Below are 18,403 nucleotides of genomic sequence, written 5' to 3'. Positions count from 1 at the left end.
GTGTGAAAGAATCATCCATCGTACTGACCGCCCGTAGTGGTCGTGCAGCGTTGAAACACAGACTTCAGGTACTGGGATACGAATTTGAGCCCACAAAGCTTGATGAAGTCTATCATAAATTTCTGGAACTGGCTGATATGAAAAAAGATATCACCGATGAAGATTTGCAGATTTTGGCAGGTCGGGAGCAAGACAGTTCCAATAAACCTCTCCAACTGGAACTGTTGCAGGTGGTATGCGGAAAATCAACCGTTCCGACAGCAACCGTTCGCATCAATTTCAATGGGGATGTTTTTACAGAAACAGCCGCCGGAAACGGCCCCATTGACGCTGCATTCACCGCAGTAAAAGCTCTGATAAAAAGAAGGGTTCGCCTTGAAGAATTCCTTATACAAGCCATTACCCGTGGGAGTGACGATTTGGGAAAAGTGCATGTTCAAGTAGAACACAAAGGTCAAATCTATTATGGATTTGCTGCACATACCGATATCATTACTGCATCTGTGGAAGCATTCCTTGATGCAGTAGGAAAAATTGCCTGATTAAAAATAACTTAAGTTTTTAACCTCTTAAATACCAGTACATTGGCAGGAAAAACATTATTTGAAAAGATATGGGACAAGCATGTGGTAACCATCGTTGATGGTGGCCCCAGTGTTTTATACATCGACCGTCATTTCGTACATGAAGTAACTAGTCCCCAAGCCTTTGCCGGACTTAAAGACCGTGGCATAAAAGTCAGAAGGCCTGAAAAAACAGTCGCTACAGCCGACCACAATATCCCCACAATAGAGCAGGAACTGCCCATTCGTGACGAATTGAGTCGCTTTCAGGTCAACAAACTGGCTCTGAACTGCGAAGAATTCGGTGTTCCGCTTTACGGCCTCAATCACAAATGGAACGGTATTGTACACGTTATCGGACCAGAACTGGGGATTACGCGTCCCGGAATGACCATCGTCTGTGGCGACAGTCATACCTCTACGCACGGAGCTTTTGGCAGCATCGCCTTTGGTATCGGAACCAGTGAAGTGGAAATGGTACTGGCAACTCAGACGCTGCTTCAGAACAAACCCAAGACCATGCGCATCAACATTGATGGAGAACTGGGCAACGGGGTCGTTTCGAAAGACATTGTGCTCTATATCATTTCACAGATTGGTACCGGTGGGGCCACCGGATATTTCGTGGAATTTGCAGGTAGTTCCATCCGCAGTCTGTCCATGGAAGCCCGAATGACCATTTGCAATATGAGCATCGAGATGGGTGCTCGTGGAGGAATGATTGCGCCCGACGAGACCACATTCGAATATATAAAAGGTCGTGAATTTGCACCAAAAGGAACCGAATGGGATAAAGCAGTTGAAGAGTGGCGTCAGTTGCCCTCCGATGCTGATGCAGAATTTGATAAAGAGCTCCAATTCAAGGCATCCGACATTGAGCCCATGATCACTTATGGAACCAATCCCGGAATGGGCATTGGCATCAGCAGCTCAATTCCAAACCTGGAAGACATCGAAAAATCGACTCAGGCTACATTTAGTAAGTCTCTGCAATACATGGACTTTATGCCGGGCGATGCCATGATTGGCAAAAAAGTGGATTATGTTTTTGTAGGCAGCTGTACCAACGGACGCATCGAAGACCTGAGAGCTTTTGCCGAGTTCATAAAAGGCAAAAAGAAAGCCGACAATATCACCGCATGGATTGTTCCCGGCAGCCATCAGGTTGAGGCTCAGGCAGAAGAAGAAGGCATCCGTCAGATTCTGGAAGAGGCCGGCTTCGAAATGCGCCAACCGGGATGTTCTGCCTGTCTGGCCATGAACGACGACAAAATTCCCGAAGGCAACTATGCCGTTTCTACCTCCAACCGGAACTTTGAAGGACGGCAGGGCCCGGGTGCACGCACCATGCTGGTCAGCCCCTTAACTGCCGCTGCAACCGCTGTTACAGGTAAAATAACTGATCCCCGTGATTTTTTGTAGAAATGATAACAAAACCGGATCGGTTACTTTGTAACTGATTGATAACCTTTTTTAAGACAACACATTATGCCAATAGATAAATTTGTAAAACTGGAATCTACCTGCGTTCCTGTGCCCATCGAGAATGTGGACACCGACCAGATAATACCCGCCCGATTCCTGAAAGCCACCACCCGCGAAGGTTTCGGCGACAATCTGTTTGCCGACTGGCGCTACGACAAATCAGGAAATCCTAAAAAAGATTTTGTCCTGAACGATCCCACTTTCTCAGGACAAATACTTGTTGCCGGACAAAATTTCGGAAGTGGATCTAGCCGCGAACATGCTGCTTGGGCCATTGTTGGATATGGATTTAAAGCTGTCGTTTCAAGCTTTTTTGCCGACATCTTTAAAAACAACTCGCTTAACAACGGATTATTGCCGGTTCAGGTTTCCAAAGAGTTTTTGGAAGTATTGTTTCAGTCCATTGAAAAGGACCCTAAAACCAAAGTAGTAATTGATCTGGAAAATCAGAAAATTACGCTTCAGCCTAACGGACCTTCGGAATCGTTCGATATAAATCCTTACAAAAAGAAGTGTATGCTCAATGGTTTCGATGACATCGATTATCTGTTAAATATCAATAATGAAATCGAGTCCTGGGAAAAAGCACATAGCTAGTCTTTACAAGACTGAAAATACTTCACACTAGTGTTGTATAATGAATAAAATGACGTATAAACTGATTCTTGCTTTTTTCAAAATGAGAAAAACCAAAATCTGTGATGCCGGGTGCGATATTTTTTGCTTGACATGACACTGGTTAAAAAGTCAAAATAAAAACCTGCCCCAGCCGTTGAATTGACTTCAATGGTTGGGGTTACCAACAAAAGCCGATGAGAACCATAGAAGTGATGGATACCACCCTGCGGGATGGAGAGCAAACAACGGGCGTATCATTCAACGATTCCGAAAAACTGGCCATCGCCCGATTGCTACTGGAGGAGGTAAAGGTCAACCGTCTTGAGGTGGCCTCAGCCAGGGTTTCCGACGGGGAATTAAAAGCAGTCAAACGCCTCACCAAATGGGCTGAAGCCCACAACTGCCTGGAACGAATTGAAGTTTTAGGTTTCGTGGATGGAAACATTTCACTCGACTGGATTGAAGAAGCCGGAGGCAAAGTCCTTAATCTTCTTACCAAAGGTTCGGTGAAACATCTGACCGGACAGCTGCGGAAAACCAAGGAAGAACATCTTGCTGACATCAAAAAAGTGATTGAAGAGGCTGAAAAACGAGGTATCACCGTCAATATCTACCTCGAAGACTGGTCAAACGGAATGTTAAACTCACCCGAATATGTGGAATTCATGGTCAACGGACTGTCGAAAACCAGTGTTCGCAGGATTATGCTGCCCGATACATTGGGAATTCTCAACCCGGATCAGACTTATGCATTTTGTAAGACCATGACCGAAAAATTCCCTGATGTTCATTTCGATTATCACTCGCATAACGATTACGATCTGGCTGTGGCCAATGTTTACTATGCAATCAAAGCAGGAGTCCGCGGAATTCACACCACCGTAAACGGTTTGGGAGAAAGAGCCGGGAATGCCCCCCTGGCAAGCATCATCGGGGTTATGAACGACCACTTGAAAGTGGAAACCCCCATTGATGAAAGTAAACTCACGAAAATATCCTCTATGGTGGAAACGTTCTCCGGAGTGCGCATTCCGGCCAACAAACCACTAACCGGCGAGAACGTCTTTACTCAATGCAGTGGAGTTCATGCCGATGGAGACAACAAGGACAACCTCTACTTCAACAACCTGCTCCCTGAACGTTTTGGCCGCGTACGGCGTTATGCTCTGGGTAAAACATCGGGCAAAGCCAATATCAAGAAAAACCTGGAAGATCTGGGTATAGAACTGGGCCCGGAGGATATGAAGAAAGTAACCAAACGTGTCATTGAACTGGGTGACAAAAAAGAGAATGTAACACCCGAAGATCTTCCCTACATCATTTCGGATGTTCTGAAAACCGAGCAGGTGGTTAAACGTATTAAGCTAAAGAACTACCATCTTTCTCTGGTACAAGGACTAAAGCCATTGGCTACCATCAGCCTTCAAATCAACAAGGAAACTTACAACGAGACCTCCGCAGGTGACGGACAGTACGATGCTTTCATGAAAGCTTTATGGCTCATTTATGAAAAACTTGGCAAAGAACATCCGATACTCACCGATTACTGGGTTTCTATCCCTCCCGGCGGAAAAACCGATGCACTGGTAGAGTCTGTTATTACCTGGGAATACAAAGACCAGGAATTTAAAACAAGAGGGCTGGATGCCGACCAGACTGAAGCCGCGATTAAGGCCACACTGAGAATGCTGAACATTATAGAAAACAAAGAAAACGGAGTGGTCATCACTGGAAAATAGACCCACGCTAAAAAATATAATACATAAATTAATAACACTCCCGGGATTTACCCAAGGAAGTATAACATTTTTTCAAATGAAATTAAACATTGCTGTATTGGCCGGAGATGGAATCGGGCCGGAAATTGTTGAACAGGCCAAAAAGGCCCTGAACGCCGTCTTCGCAAGAAAAGGACACGAAGCGACTTACACTGAAGCGCTTGTTGGTGCAACCGCCATCGATAAAACCGGTAACCCCTATCCGGATGAAACCCATGAACTTTGTATGAAATCGGATGCCGTGTTATTTGGAGCCATCGGTGATCCCAAATACGACAATGACCCGAAAGCAAAAGTGCGTCCAGAGCAGGGATTGCTCGCTATGCGCAAAAAACTGGGTTTATTTGCCAATATTCGTCCGGTTGCCACATTCCCTTCCCTTCTTCACAAATCTCCCCTTCGCCAGGATTTGGTTGAAGGAGCCGACTTTGTGGCCATTCGGGAATTGACGGGAGGAATCTATTTTGGCCGGCCACAGGGGCGCTCCGAAGACGGACAAACAGCTTACGACACCAGCATCTATACCACAGAGGAAATCGATCGCATCACGCGTTTGGCATTCGATTTTGCCATGAAACGTCGTAAAAAACTGACGGTTGTGGACAAAGCCAACGTTTTGGCTACTTCCCGTTTGTGGCGCGAAACCGTACAGGGAATTGCTCCTGATTATCCTGAAGTGGAAGTGGAATATATGTTTGTGGACAATGCTGCCATGCAGCTGATTCAGTGGCCAAAACGATTTGATGTAATAGTTACCGAGAATATGTTTGGAGACATCCTTACCGACGAAGCCAGCGTAATTACCGGATCTCTGGGGCTTTTACCCTCTGCATCCATCGGCTTACACACCTCTGTCTTTGAACCCATTCATGGTTCTTATCCTCAGGCGGCCGGAAAAAACATTGCTAATCCGGTGGCAACCATTCTTTCTGCTGCACTGATGCTTGAATCGGCTTTCGAGCTAAAAGAGGAAGCACAAATGATTCGCAAAGCAGTGGATGCGTCTCTGGAGCAGGGAAAAGTAACTGAAGACCTGGATAAGGAAAATGCGATCTCTACCTCTGCAGTAGGAGACTGGATTGCAGAATACATAACAAAAATGTAAATCAGGACAAGCTTTTTGTCTGATTCATAAACAAAAACCGGTGTCAACAGATGCCGGTTTTTTTATTTCAAAATAAAAAAATAGCTTTATCTTTGATTCCCTTATTTAAAAATAAAGTTTACAACAGAGCCAATGAGACCTTTAATCAACATTCTTTCAATAACAATTATCGTCCTCACACTATCGGGTTGCTACAGTGACAACTATCGCATAAAAGGAACCATCTCCAATGCCAATGAGCGCACACTCGTGCTGGAAAAGATGCAACTGGACAGGGATCTTGCGGTTGACAGCATCCAACTGGATGAGAACGGAAAATTCTCTTTTCACGGTGAAAAGCTGGCCATCCCCACCTTTTTTAAACTGAAGTTGTCCGAAAGCAATTACATCACTCTATTACTCGACTCTACCGAGCATGTCACAGTCACTGCAGATGCCAATAACCTGGAAAATACTTATCGCCTGGAAGGCTCTATCGAATCGAAGAAAGTTCAAATACTCAACGAGAGACTCAAAACCTTAAGAACAGCGGTGGATAGTCTCCTAACCATTTACGAATCACTTCCCGCGGACGGAAACGCCCAGGAAAAAAATGAAATTGGCCGGCAGCTCTTAATCGAACTCGATGAACATAAAAGTTTTATCGGGTCTTTTGTTATGGACAATCCGCGATCTTTTGCCAGCTACTATGCGCTTTTCCAGAGGTTAAGCGACAACACCATGGTGCTTAACGTAATGGATAAAAAAGAACAGGTTTATTTTGCCACTATTGCAACAAGTCTCAACCTTTTGTATCCTGAATCTCCCCGGGTAAAACAACTCTACAACTACGTTTTAAGTGCTAAAGTTCAAGAGCGCAGACAACGAATAACACAAGAACTTCAGGAAAATGCAGAAGAAACCATTCCTGAAATTAAAGAGAAAAACATTCAGGGAGAAGAAGTAGCCCTCTCCTCACTCAAAGGAAAAGTAGTCCTTTTATCCTTCTGGGCCTCCTGGGATGAAGCCTCAAGACGCGCAAATGACCATCTGAAAAAACTCTATCAGCAATATGAGGACCAGGGATTTGAAATTTATCAGGTTTCTCTGGACAGGAGTAAAGTGCTTTGGGAAAATGCAATTGTCAAAGATGAATTGCCATGGATAAATGTGAGTGATCTGCGCTACACAGATTCTTTCCCGGCGCGCCTATATAATATCAACCAGATACCGGCCAATTACCTCATCAGCCGTGATGGTGACATCATAGGAAAAAACCTGTTTGGTCATCTGTTGGAAGAAAAAGTAAAAGAAGCGCTGTAATTTACAATAGTCCGTAAAAAAGTGCTTAAACGCAGAGACGCAATGACGCAAAGTTCTTATTACGACTGAGTTGTGGGCTACTGCATGGTTTTACAATGGATTAACTTTCAGCTGTTTGCAGTCATTAAACAGAGTATCGAACTTTGTTTTCCTAATCCAAACAAAAAACCAATTTCCAATTCCACAAATTGTCTATATTGATTTCATCAAACGTGGAATTTAAAAAACATAATATAAAAATCTTATTTCTCCAAAGTCCTGAAAAATATTTATTGAACAGAAGTAATGATTTAATTCTTTTTAATTTATATTTGTTACGAACTAAAACATTAATTAAAGGTGAATAACTCATTTTCAAATATCCTTCTGAATGTAGTCGTCGTGGTCACTGTCGTGGTCGTGAAGGGATATTTATGTGTTCACCGCAGGTAAGAGGAGTTAATAACCATATTTATACAAACCCCGTCGGTGAACACACCCGACGGGGTTTTTTATTTTTTAAAACAACCACCATGGAAATGACAGGAGCCGAAATCATCGTTCGTTTACTCGAACAAAAGGGAATAAAGACTGTGGCCGGCATTCCAGGTGCAGCCAACCTGCACCTTTACAATGCCTTAAAATCAAGCAATATTCGCCACATCCTTGCCCGCCACGAACAAGGGGCCGGCTTTATGGCACAGGGAATGGCACGCACAACCGGAAAGGCGGGAGTATGTTTCTCCACTTCAGGCCCGGGAGCTACCAACCTGTTGACAGCCCTAGCTGATGCAAAACTGGACTCCATCCCTATTGTGGCTATAACGGGTCAGGTGGCATCCGCTGCCATCGGAACAGATGCGTTTCAGGAAATTGACACTTACGGTTTGACCATCCCCATTACCAAACATAACTTTCTGGTAAGAACAGTCGAAGAACTGTTAACTGTTATTCCGGAAGCTTTTCATATTGCAGAATCAGGTCGTCCGGGGCCTGTAGTTATTGATATTCCCAAAGATATCCAACAGCAAACCTGCAAGTTCGAGCAATGGCCTGAATTCAAGAAAATCAGCAATGAATCCTCAGTTTCCGAAAATCAAGCCGCTGAGATTGCCGCAATGATAAATAGCGCTCAGCAACCCGTAATCCTTGCAGGAGGTGGTGTCAACAATGAAGATTCTGCAGGGTTCTTACTTCGGTTGGCAGAATTCAACAACATCCCCGTAACCTATACCATGCGGGCCCTGGGAGCATTTCCACCCGACCACCGTTTAAGTCTGGGTATGATTGGGATGCACGGAACACGATACGCCAATGCACTCATTGAGGAAGCCGACCTGGTAATCGCTCTTGGAGCTCGATTCGACGACCGGGCTACGGGGATCAGTAAAAATTTTTGCACCAAACCAAAAATTATCCATATCGACATTGATGCATCAGAAATCAACAAAATTAAGAAAGCAACATACAGTCTGACCGCCAGAGCGGAGGAAGTTCTCAAAAAAATTCTTCCTTTGATTGTTTCTGATGGCAGAGAACAATGGCTTAAAGAAATTGACCGGGTAAAAAAATCTATGCCTTACGTTTCAGCACCGGAAGATTCCGACCTCTTTCATCCCTTCAACATCATCAGCGAAGTAGTTCACAACGTGCCTAACGACACCATCATCAGCACCGACGTTGGGCAGCACCAGATGTGGGTTGTCCAGGCATGGCCCTTTCGAAAACCCCGAACCTTCATAAGCTCAAGCGGTTTGGGAACAATGGGATTCGGAGTTCCCGCAGCCATTGGAGCAGCATTAGCCAACCCGGACAAAAAAGTAGTCTGTTTCAGTGGAGACGGTTCCATCCTCATGAATATACAAGAACTGGTAACGATGGCTGAAAACAATCTAAACATCACAGTGCTGGTCTTCAACAACCATAGTCTGGGACTGGTAAAGCAACATCAGGAGCTGTTCTTCAAAAAGAATTTTATGGCTACGCAGTTTGAAGCCAAACCCGATTTTTGTGCACTGGCCAAAGCATTCGGAATTGGTGGTATTGACCTTACAGAAGCCCCGGAGCCGGCCAAAACACTAATTGAGGCATTGGCCTTTGAAGGCCCGGTTTTGGTAAACATTCCCATCGATTCCTCTGAGATAGTTTTACCAATGGTGAAACCGGGAGCTCCAAACAAAGACATGATTTTTTAACACAAAATAGAGATATTATGAACCCAAAAAAACTCTTAATAATTGAACTCCATGTAAACAATCATCCGGGAGTAATGTCGCACATCACCGGATTGTTTTCCCGCAGGGGATACAATATGGAAGGCATTCTTTGCGGCGCAATCGGCGAAGGTGAAACCAGTCTCATTTATTTGTTGATAGCTGAAGATGAAAAACTGGAACAAATCATACTTCAACTCTCCAAACTCTATGATGTGCTCAATGTAAAACTAAGACCCGACTATGACCATAAAGTCTTTTTCGATATTGACAAATTATTAACTCAACAACCCGGCTAACAACTTTTAATAAGGGTGAGTAATAGCCGCTCACCCTTCTATTTCTAATTTATCGTATATTCGACCAAGCACCTCCACTAATCCACAATCAGCCAGAACTTATCATATTTTTGGTGAATCAAATTAAAAACAGATATCTTTGTCGGCTGAAATAAAAACGGAATTCCGGGTTTTGGAGCAGAAAAAGAAAATATATTTTGCCTCAGATGCACATCTGGGGGCCCCCACTATCAGCAACCATCGCGTTCACGAACAGCGCTTTGTTGCCTGGCTGGATCAAGTTAAAACCGATGCCCGGGAGATCTATCTCATGGGCGATATCTTTGACTTCTGGTTTGAGTATAAACATGTGATCCCCCAAGGACATACACGGTTTCTGGGAAAATTATGTGAACTCACAGACGGCGGCATCCCGGTACATTTTTTTACCGGAAATCACGACATCTGGGTATTCGACTACCTACCTAAAGAAACCGGGGTTATTGTACACAAAGAGCCCTATCTCCCCCTAATCGACGGTAAAAAATTCTTTCTTGCACACGGAGACGGACTTACACCCGATGAGAAAGACTACAAAAAATTAAAAGCCGTTTTCACCAACCGCGTAGCTCAAAAACTTTTCAGTTGGCTGCACCCTGATTGGGGAATAGGGATTGCCAACTTCTGGTCGCGCAAAAGCAGAGAAAACAATCAAACCTCAGAAACTGCAAAATTTCAGGGTGAGGAGAATGAATGGCTCATAAAATTTGCAAAAAACAAATTACAAACCGAACATTTCGATTTTTTTATTTTCGGTCACCGCCATGTCGCGATTAACCTCAAAATAGGGGAAAACAGCAGGTTGTGCTATCTGGGCGACTGGGTACATCACTTCTCTTATGCCGAATGGGATGGTGAATCCCTTGAGTTGAAATACTATCAAAAATAATCAATCAATTACAATTACAATAACAATATGAGTACCACAAAATTATATTCGGTCATCACCGGATCGGGAAGCTATCTGCCACCGATTGTAGTTCCCAACAGCAAATTTGCCAACCACTCCTTTTTCAATGAGGATGGCACAAAAATAGAGACCCCTGGTGAGGAGATTTCCGAAAAATTTGAGCAAATCACCGACATCTCAGAACGACGAATTGCCGAAGACAAATATACCGCTTCAGATATCGCCACCATTGCTGCGGAAAAAGCGCTGGAAGATGCAGGGTTTGACCGGGAGAAACTTGATTACATTATCATTGCTCACAACATGGGAGACATGAAAAGCGGAAGCCTCTATCCGGATATCATGCCAACTCTTGCTTCCCGCGTGAAAAAGAAACTGGGCATAAAAAGTCATAAAGCAGTGGCTTACGATATGACTTTCGGATGTCCGGGATGGACACAGGCTATGATTCAGGCCAATTATTATCTAAAATCAGGAGATGCCAAAAGTGCACTGGTTATTGGTGCCGACACGCTAACCCGTGCAATGGATCCGCACGACCGCGACTCCATGATTTTTGCAGACGGCGCCGGGGCAGTAGTTCTGGAAGCTGTGGAAAGTGACGAACCGGTGGGTATGCTTAAACATGTTACCCGTACCGACACCGAAGAACATCTGGATCTTCTGATGATGGGAGATTCCTACAACAAGGAGGTAAAACATGACCTGAAATACGTAAAGATGCTGGGCCGCAAGGTTTACAATTATGGCCTGACCTACGTTCCCCTGGTTGCTCAGGAATGTCTTGAAAAAAACAATCTAACATTGAAGGATGTCCGCAAAATTCTAATCCATCAGGCCAATGCAAAAATGGATGAAGCAATTCTGAAACGTATCTTCCGGTTATACGGTGAAAAGCAAGTCGATTTCAGCACCATGCCCATGACCATCCGCAAGCTGGGAAACAGCAGTGTGGCAACAGTCCCAACACTTTACGACCTCGTAACAAAAAACCAGATGGAAGGACACTCTCTGAAGTCAGGCGACTATGTAATGATGACTTCGGTTGGCGCAGGCATGAACATCAATGCGTTTATGTATTTGATGCCATGATAAAATCTGCTCCATCAAGTTAATACATCCAGATATGACATTCTTCCCGGAATATGCTGTTCATTGCGAGTGAAACGAAGAAACCTATTCTAAAACTAAAGGTTTTCCAATTTGCTTTTTAGAATTGCTTCAGCTACTACCAGGTCAAAAGGAGAAGTGATTTTTATGTTCTCGCTATTTCCCTCTACGAGTGTAATGTCATAGCCTGCAGCCTCTACCACAGAAGCATCGTCAGTAAAATCGGAACAGAAAGGCATTTGGTAAGCTTTCTTCAATGTGGAAGTTCGGAATACCTGGGGAGTCTGGATAGTTCTGTAGGCAAATCGTGGCCGCATTTGACTGCTGTCGCCTTCAACTTTGCGTATTGAATCAACCAGCTCCATTACCGGAATTACGGCCCCGTATTTTTGAGCTGCATGAAAACAACGCTCAATAGTTTCATTGCTCACAAAAGGACGTACGCCATCGTGCACTGCCACAACGTTACCGGTCACCTTTTCGAGTCCATTTTTCACACTCTGGTAACGGGTATCTCCCCCTTCAACCAGAACATATTTAAGCCTGAAATCCCCCTTTCTGCAAAGAGCCTGCCAATAGGAAAACTGATCTTCAGGCAAAACCAGTATGATCTCTAACGCCTCATTGAAGCGGTAAAAACGCTCCATAGTATGCATTAAAACCGGACGACCTGCAAGCGGAATAAACTGCTTGGGAATATCCTGTCCCATGCGAAGCCCCCTGCCACCTGCAACTATAATAACCGATATATCTGACATTACAATAAATTAACAATTGAGACAAATATAGCCAATCCCTCGGAAACTTGCAGATTTCTTCACATCGCAGCCAGCTGACCCGCAGCGTTTTTGTGACAAAAAACAACAAATTCTTAAAAAAGCAAAAACAATCAAACTCTGAATTATAAAACACGTAAGCCGCCTTGTATATTATTTTGAATTGGGGTTATTATGGGTTTTAATTTTACTACACTCAATCGCTTTAAGCGATTAAGAGACCAGCTATTGGTTTCTTTCGGAATTTTGATCGCAGCCATCATTGTGATCCAATCAGTCATCAGCTACTCTACCGTTAAGCGCACTTTGCTAAAAGACGTCAGAGAAAAACAGCTAACTGCATTTGTTGAGGCAGCACAAAGCGATCTGAAATCACGACTGGAAAAAGGCATGGAGGCCTCTGTAGCACTGGCAGATGACCCTTTGCTCATCAAGTGGTTTCAATCATCAGAAGCTGATACCAGTCTCAGACATCTGGCATTAAGCAAGATTGACATGTTTGCCGAGAAAATGGGGTACCCCTCCGTTTTTGCAGTTAATAAATTCACCGGAAATTACTATACCGAAAATTTCCAATTAATTGATGTTGTAGATTCAGGCGATGAAGACGACTCCTGGTTTTTCCAGTCAATCAAATCAGGCCAGAAAAGCGCGTTGAGTTACGATTACAATGCTGAATTGGATCAAACGCTTTTCTTTTACAATGTTTTGATGGGCAATCCGGAAAGTCCGATAGGCGTGGCCGGAGTTAGCGTTAACCCTTCTGAAATTATATCAGCTTTCAACGAACGGCAAATTACCGACAACAGCCGTATGTGGATGGTTGATAATACCGGAAAAATATTGATTTCGGGAAGTGAGGACGAAATCAATATGAATATAAATACCATTCTGGAAGAGGGTCTGAAAGCTCAATTACTCGAGAAGGGCGAAACCACCATTCTAAACGGATATAAACTTAACGGAACCGATTTCGAAATGGTTTCCATGCCAGTAGGCAACACAGGATTGACAACCCTTTTAATGGCTCCAACAACCGAATTGCTGGAGATCATTCAACCCATCAAAACCACAAGCATTATTCTGAGTATCATCTTCCTTGCCATCACAACGTTTGTAGTACTATGGCTTGCAGGAAACATAACAGCTCCCCTTGTGGAGATTTCTTCACTGGCGCGCCAGTTTGCAGATGGAAACCTGACAGGAAGCATCCGGGAAACTTTCTCTACCCGCAAAGACGAATTGGGACAGCTGTCCAGAGCATTTGCAGCAATGAAAGAAGAGATCTCAAAAATGATTCATCAGGCCATGAATGCGGCAGAAATCGTGCATGTGGGAAGTGAGGAGATGAACAATTCAGCTGCATCGCTCTCCGAGAGTGCCACCGAACAGGCCAGTTCTACCGAAGAATTGTCGGCGTCCATGCAGCAGATGAGTTCAAATATCAGTCAGAATGCCGACAACGCCCGACAGACAGAGCGACTGGTATCCGAAGCTGCCGGAGATGCTCAAAACGGAGAAAAAATTCTGCGTGAAGCAGTTGCGGCCATTGAAAATATTTACCAAAGCGTGGTGCTTATTGAAGATGTTGCCCGACAAACCAACATTCTTTCGCTTAATGCGGCCATTGAGGCTGCCCGCGCAGGAGAACAAGGCCGTGGATTTGCGGTAGTTGCTGCGGAGGTAAGAAAGCTGGCCGAACGTAGCCGGGTAAATGCGTCAAAAATTAATCAGTTGTCAACCAACAGTGTGGATAACGCCAGAAATGCAATGCAGATATTTGCAGATCTCCTGCCAAAAATCAACAAATCAAACGAACTGGTACTTGAAATAGCTTCAGCTTCGAAAGAACAGGATGCAGGTGCCACACAGATCAACAATGCGTTGATGGAACTGGACAAAGTTTCGCAAATGAATGCACAAACCTCCGAAAATATCAATGGTATGTCGCATGAGTTTTCTGAAGAGATAGAAAACCTCCGAAAAGCCATCAGCTACTTTAGTATTGGAGAAAAATAAAAAAACCTTTTAACAAAAAAGCCGCTAACCGCGGCTTTTTTGTTAATAATTACTCAGGGCATTTCTAAGATTTTCAAACCGCCCCTCGTAATCTAATACTGCAAGTTTTATTACCTCACGGGCTTCTTCGGCATTGTAAATATGCGTAATCTCCGATTCACGATTCATCCCTGGCATATCCTTGTAGGTTAAAAAATAATGCTTGAGCCGGCGAATTACCAGTTCAGGCAAATCCGAAATATCCGTAAAATCGCCATACACCACATCCCCTTTCAGTACCGAAATAATTTTATCATCCGCTTTATTTCCGTCAATCATGCGCAGACCACCAATGGGAATCACTTCCGCAATGATGTCACCATGAGTAATATCTTTTTCGGTAAGCACACAAATATCCAGCGGGTCTCCGTCCCCGTTAATCTCTTTCTTCCCGGTTTTTTCGCTGCAGAAACTTCCAACGTTCTTGCCACAATAGGTTTGCGGAATAAAACCATACAAAGTAGGACTCACATTGGAATATTTCTGAGGCCTGTCAATACGCAGGTACCCACTCACTTTATCAATTTCGTATTTGATGGTATCGGTAGGAACCACCTCAATAAAACAGTTGATGATATCCGGAGCTTTATCTCCAATATCAATCCCGTGCCAGGGGTGTGATTTGTATCTAAGTCCCATAAGCCTTCCAATAGGATCCATTAAGCTGTTAGCTGACATAATGCGATCGTTTTTCTTTTTTGTCATAAAATAGTACTATCCTAAGCAAGTAACCAATATTTCTTTTCATTTGTTGCAAAGAAAAGCATAATTTCCAATTAGACCTGGAACAAACAGTCAGTTTAAAAGCCTAAACACTGAGACGCAAAGGCAAAAAGCTCGTAGCATTAGAAAAATGCCCTTACCCTTTTTTGCATGCAAACAACTCTCAAACAGACTTTTATAAAACATCATCCGCGTATTGTGTAAGAAAACACCAGCGACTGGGTTATTCTCATTTTTGAAACGGTCATTTACAAGAACGAATTAACCGGCCCATCCTGCTCTGTCAAGATTTCGGTATTGCACTGCCTCGGCCACATGGTATGCTTCAATTTCCTCCGATCCTTCAAGGTCTGCAATGGTACGAGACACTTTCAATATCCGGTCGTACGCGCGTGCGGAAAAATCCAGTTTCTCCATTGCGTTTTTCAAAATGGCTTGGCCACCCTCATCCGGTGTTGCATAACGGGCAAGCAGTTTGGTATTCATTTGAGCGTTGCAATGAACATCCGGGAATTCTCTGAACCGTTCGGTCTGAATCTTGCGGGCTTTAATGACTCTTTGACGAACTAATTCACTGCTCTCGGCTGGTTTTTGCCCTGCCAGCTTCTCAAACGGAACGGGAACAACTTCAATATGGAGATCGATTCGATCGAGCAACGGCCCGGAAATGCGTCCCAAATATTTCTGAACCACACCGGGACTGCAAACACATTGTTTATCGGGATGATTGTAAAAACCACAGGGACAAGGATTCATACTGGCCACCATCATGAAACTGGCGGGATAATCCACCGTGAAACGGGCACGGGAAATAGAAATGGTTCTGTCTTCGAGCGGCTGACGCATTACCTCCAGTACCGACCTCTTAAATTCGGGCAATTCATCCAGAAAAAGGACGCCATGATGAGAAAGGGAGATCTCGCCGGGTTGTGGAAAAGACCCTCCCCCTACCAGTGCAATATCCGAGATACTGTGATGCGGACTTCGGAAAGGGCGCCGTGTGAGCAATGAGATATCCCCGTTAAGTTTTCCGGCCACCGAGTGAATCTTGGTTGTTTCAAGAGCCTCATCAAGGGACAAAGGCGGTAAGATGGTAGGAATTCTTTTGGCAAGCATCGATTTTCCGGAACCGGGACTACCGACCATTATAATGTTGTGTCCCCCTGATGCAGCCACTTCCAGTGCACGCTTCACACTCTCCTGACCTTTAACATCAGCAAAATCTATTTCACTTCGGGATTGTTCTTTCAAAAACTCAGCTTCTGTATCCACAACTTCAGGTTTCAGGTCCAGCTGTCCCACAAGGAAGTCAACCACCTCCTTAAACGTTTCGACTCCGTAAACCTCAAGTCCTTTTACCACTGCGGCTTCTCTGACATTTTTTTTGGGAACAATAAACCCTTTAAACCCATCAGCCCGGGCTTTAAGGGCAATGGGAAGCGCCCCTTTGATGGGATGAACCGAACCATCGAGAGAGAGCTCACCCATCATCATAAAATTTGAAATTCGGTCGGAACGAATTTGCTCGTCGGCAGCCAGAACGCCTATTGCAATAGGCAGATCATAGGCAGAACCTTCTTTGCGGGTATCGGCAGGAGCCATATTGACCACAATGCGCTTACCGGGCCATTTATGCCCCAGTTCTTTGAATACGGATTCGATACGTTGCTGGCTTTCTTTAACGGCATTGTCGGGTAATCCGACCAGGAAGAAACGAATACCACGGGTAACATTCACCTCAATGGTAATAGTAAGGGCATCGATGCCGGTAACTGCGGCACCAAAAGTTTTTACTAACATAATTTTGGGTTTGGTTTCGAACCCCAATTTAAACAAAAAAAGCAAACAAATAAAGCGCTCATTGAGTTACCTTTATAAAACAGGAATTAGAATAATATCCCGGAAACTAAGAACAAAAAGAGAAACCAATAAAATAGCAGAAAGAAACAGGGGATTTATTACTTTTGTATATCTTAAAAGATGGATTATGAGAATTACCTTTTTTAAAATTCCGCAGCATCGCAGATTCCGGTACGATCCGATATATTTCAATCCGGAAAAAGAGGAACGTGAAGAGAGATTGCGCCGTATCAAAAAAGAGATGGGCGTTGAAGTGGAGGAACAAAGTGATGAGCGTGGCTACAAGGAAAGAATCAGAGGCGGAATGCGAGGACGAATCAAATCGCACTTTGAAGTAGGCCGAAGTGAAAGGAAAAAATCGAACCTTCGACTGGTTATCATCCTTGTTTTGTTAATGGCCGTTTTTTACTATTTACTCAACGCTGCTTCAGAATGGTACAGCCAGTTTCTGATGTAAATCACTGAACCAACACTGAATTAAAAAAGTAGAAGCGAAGGCCAATGTCAGATATCATTCAATTACTCCCCGACTCGGTTGCCAACCAGATAGCTGCAGGAGAAGTAATTCAAAGACCTGCGTCCATTATCAAAGAACTGGTGGAAAACGCCATTGATGCCGGAAGTAGCGAAATACAAATCATCGTCAAAGATGCCGGCCGAACATTGGTACAAATCATTGATAACGGCTGTGGCATGAGCGAGACAGATGCCCGGATGTCTTTTGAGCGCCACGCTACTTCAAAAATCAGAGAAGCCAATGATTTATTTGCCATCCGCACTATGGGATTCCGTGGTGAGGCACTGGCATCTATTGCTGCGGTGGCACAGGTGGAGCTGAAATCCAGACCTCATGAGCAGGAACTGGGTACCAGAATTGTAATTTCAGGATCGAAAGTAGAAACCCAGGAACCCGTAACCTGCAGTCCGGGAAGTAATTTTCTGATCAAAAATCTCTTTTTCAATGTGCCGGCACGTCGCAGATTTCTGAAAAGCAATGCCACCGAGATGCGCCACATTGTCAATGAATTTCAGCGCATTGCATTGGCCAACCCGGACGTTGCGTTCTCTCTGACCCACAACAACCAGCGTCTTTTCCATCTTCCCAAAGGAAAATTATTACAACGCATCAATGATGTCATAGGCAAACAAACCAGTGCACTGATGGTTCCGGTAGACACAGAAACCTCCCTTGTCAACATTCACGGCTTTATTGGGAAACCACAAACCGCCCGTAAAACTATGGGCGACCAGTTTTTCTTTGTCAACAACCGGTTTATGAAAAGCCCTTATCTCCATAAAGCGGTCATGGTAGCCTACGAAAACCTGGTAGCCGCCGACCATTGCCCTCCATATTTTCTCTTCTTTGAGACGGATCCTTCACTAATCGATGTGAATATCCATCCCACCAAAACGGAAATAAAATTTGAAGACGAGCGGTCGGTATGGAAGATTGTTAGTGCTGCCGTAAGGGAATCATTGGGAAAATTCAACATGGTGCCCTCCATTGACTTTGACCAGACCGATGAAATATCTATTCCCACATTTGGCCGGGATGAACCCGTTAAAATGCCTAGATCGGAAGAGC

General features: G+C 44.2%; 16 protein-coding genes. 13 read left to right on the top strand and 3 right to left on the bottom strand.

The features are described from left to right. The 10 genes from QZZ43_RS12320 to QZZ43_RS12275 all read left to right on the top strand — a co-directional run. A partial coding sequence (locus tag QZZ43_RS12320; RefSeq protein WP_291859717.1) for an alpha-isopropylmalate synthase regulatory domain-containing protein occupies positions 1 to 542 on the top strand: 542 nt, incomplete at its 5' end. 42 nt (positions 543 to 584) lie between these two features. Beyond that, positions 585 to 1,985: a 3-isopropylmalate dehydratase large subunit gene (gene leuC, locus QZZ43_RS12315; protein WP_291859714.1), complete on the top strand. Its 1,401-nt coding sequence runs from the start codon at positions 585 to 587 to the stop codon at positions 1,983 to 1,985. A gap of 66 nt (positions 1,986 to 2,051) precedes the next feature. Next, positions 2,052 to 2,645, top strand: a complete 594-nt coding sequence (leuD, locus tag QZZ43_RS12310) for a 3-isopropylmalate dehydratase small subunit (RefSeq protein WP_291859711.1) — start codon at positions 2,052 to 2,054, stop codon at positions 2,643 to 2,645. Between the two features lie 215 nt (positions 2,646 to 2,860). Then, complete coding sequence (locus QZZ43_RS12305) at positions 2,861 to 4,405, top strand: alpha-isopropylmalate synthase regulatory domain-containing protein (RefSeq protein WP_291859708.1); 1,545 nt, start codon at positions 2,861 to 2,863, stop codon at positions 4,403 to 4,405. Between the two features lie 76 nt (positions 4,406 to 4,481). Further along, positions 4,482 to 5,549: a 3-isopropylmalate dehydrogenase gene (leuB, locus tag QZZ43_RS12300; RefSeq protein ID WP_291859705.1), complete on the top strand. Its 1,068-nt coding sequence runs from the start codon at positions 4,482 to 4,484 to the stop codon at positions 5,547 to 5,549. A gap of 132 nt (positions 5,550 to 5,681) precedes the next feature. Beyond that, complete coding sequence (locus QZZ43_RS12295; protein ID WP_291859703.1) at positions 5,682 to 6,851, top strand: TlpA disulfide reductase family protein; 1,170 nt, start codon at positions 5,682 to 5,684, stop codon at positions 6,849 to 6,851. A 512-nt stretch (positions 6,852 to 7,363) separates the two neighbouring features. Next, positions 7,364 to 9,025 (top strand): biosynthetic-type acetolactate synthase large subunit, encoded by a 1,662-nt coding sequence (ilvB, locus tag QZZ43_RS12290; RefSeq protein ID WP_291859700.1) that lies wholly within the window; start codon positions 7,364 to 7,366, stop codon positions 9,023 to 9,025. A 17-nt stretch (positions 9,026 to 9,042) separates the two neighbouring features. Beyond that, the gene (locus QZZ43_RS12285) at positions 9,043 to 9,342 is read left to right on the top strand and encodes an ACT domain-containing protein (protein WP_291859697.1); all 300 of its coding nucleotides are present in this window, start codon (positions 9,043 to 9,045) and stop codon (positions 9,340 to 9,342) included. 139 nt (positions 9,343 to 9,481) lie between these two features. Next, entirely contained in the window at positions 9,482 to 10,270 is a 789-nt protein-coding gene (locus tag QZZ43_RS12280) for a UDP-2,3-diacylglucosamine diphosphatase (protein WP_291859694.1), read from the top strand. A 27-nt stretch (positions 10,271 to 10,297) separates the two neighbouring features. Beyond that, positions 10,298 to 11,383 (top strand): 3-oxoacyl-ACP synthase III family protein, encoded by a 1,086-nt coding sequence (locus tag QZZ43_RS12275; protein ID WP_291859691.1) that lies wholly within the window; start codon positions 10,298 to 10,300, stop codon positions 11,381 to 11,383. A 95-nt stretch (positions 11,384 to 11,478) separates the two neighbouring features. On the opposite strand, the gene QZZ43_RS12270 is transcribed toward QZZ43_RS12275, so the two are convergent. Beyond that, positions 11,479 to 12,159, bottom strand: coding sequence for a 2-C-methyl-D-erythritol 4-phosphate cytidylyltransferase (locus tag QZZ43_RS12270; RefSeq protein ID WP_291859688.1), 681 nt, complete (start codon positions 12,157 to 12,159; stop codon positions 11,479 to 11,481). Positions 12,160 to 12,351: 192 nt separating this feature from the next. Here QZZ43_RS12270 and QZZ43_RS12265 point away from each other — a divergent pair, with 192 nt between their 5' ends. Further along, on the top strand, positions 12,352 to 14,196 hold the full coding sequence (locus tag QZZ43_RS12265; RefSeq protein ID WP_291859685.1) for a methyl-accepting chemotaxis protein: 1,845 nt from the start codon (positions 12,352 to 12,354) through the stop codon (positions 14,194 to 14,196). Positions 14,197 to 14,238: 42 nt separating this feature from the next. Here the strand turns inward: QZZ43_RS12265 and QZZ43_RS12260 are convergent, their stop codons facing one another. Together QZZ43_RS12260 and QZZ43_RS12255 are read right to left on the bottom strand one after the other, a co-directional pair. Then, complete coding sequence (locus tag QZZ43_RS12260) at positions 14,239 to 14,913, bottom strand: inorganic pyrophosphatase (RefSeq protein WP_291859682.1); 675 nt, start codon at positions 14,911 to 14,913, stop codon at positions 14,239 to 14,241. Positions 14,914 to 15,219: 306 nt separating this feature from the next. Next, positions 15,220 to 16,758 carry a YifB family Mg chelatase-like AAA ATPase gene (locus QZZ43_RS12255; RefSeq protein ID WP_291859680.1) on the bottom strand — a complete coding sequence of 513 codons (1,539 nt, stop codon included), beginning with the start codon at positions 16,756 to 16,758 and terminating at the stop codon, positions 15,220 to 15,222. A gap of 187 nt (positions 16,759 to 16,945) precedes the next feature. On the opposite strand from QZZ43_RS12255, the gene QZZ43_RS12250 reads away from it, so the two are divergent. Next, complete coding sequence (locus QZZ43_RS12250; RefSeq protein WP_291859678.1) at positions 16,946 to 17,275, top strand: hypothetical protein; 330 nt, start codon at positions 16,946 to 16,948, stop codon at positions 17,273 to 17,275. Between the two features lie 44 nt (positions 17,276 to 17,319). Then, on the top strand, positions 17,320 to 18,403 hold a 1,084-nt coding region (gene mutL, locus QZZ43_RS12245), incomplete at its 3' end, for a DNA mismatch repair endonuclease MutL (protein WP_291859675.1).

This window comes from Marinilabilia sp. (assembly GCF_016278715.1).
GTDB lineage: Bacteria > Bacteroidota > Bacteroidia > Bacteroidales > Marinilabiliaceae > Marinilabilia.
Note: the sequence above shows the minus strand (reverse complement) of the source record. Positions and strands in the feature narration are given on the sequence as shown.

Excerpts from the sequence above, each read along its gene's own strand:
- leuD (WP_291859711.1), top strand. The coding sequence starts at position 2,052 with ATGCCAATAGATAAATTTGTAAAACTGGAATCTACCTGCGTTCCTGTG.
- QZZ43_RS12305 (WP_291859708.1), top strand. The coding sequence starts at position 2,861 with ATGAGAACCATAGAAGTGATGGATACCACCCTGCGGGATGGAGAGCAA.
- leuB (WP_291859705.1), top strand. The coding sequence starts at position 4,482 with ATGAAATTAAACATTGCTGTATTGGCCGGAGATGGAATCGGGCCGGAA.
- QZZ43_RS12295 (WP_291859703.1), top strand. The coding sequence starts at position 5,682 with ATGAGACCTTTAATCAACATTCTTTCAATAACAATTATCGTCCTCACA.
- ilvB (WP_291859700.1), top strand. The coding sequence starts at position 7,364 with ATGGAAATGACAGGAGCCGAAATCATCGTTCGTTTACTCGAACAAAAG.
- QZZ43_RS12285 (WP_291859697.1), top strand. The coding sequence starts at position 9,043 with ATGAACCCAAAAAAACTCTTAATAATTGAACTCCATGTAAACAATCAT.
- QZZ43_RS12275 (WP_291859691.1), top strand. The coding sequence starts at position 10,298 with ATGAGTACCACAAAATTATATTCGGTCATCACCGGATCGGGAAGCTAT.
- QZZ43_RS12270 (WP_291859688.1), bottom strand. The coding sequence starts at position 12,159 with ATGTCAGATATATCGGTTATTATAGTTGCAGGTGGCAGGGGGCTTCGC.
- QZZ43_RS12265 (WP_291859685.1), top strand. The coding sequence starts at position 12,352 with ATGGGTTTTAATTTTACTACACTCAATCGCTTTAAGCGATTAAGAGAC.
- QZZ43_RS12260 (WP_291859682.1), bottom strand. The coding sequence starts at position 14,913 with ATGTCAGCTAACAGCTTAATGGATCCTATTGGAAGGCTTATGGGACTT.
- QZZ43_RS12255 (WP_291859680.1), bottom strand. The coding sequence starts at position 16,758 with ATGTTAGTAAAAACTTTTGGTGCCGCAGTTACCGGCATCGATGCCCTT.
- QZZ43_RS12250 (WP_291859678.1), top strand. The coding sequence starts at position 16,946 with ATGAGAATTACCTTTTTTAAAATTCCGCAGCATCGCAGATTCCGGTAC.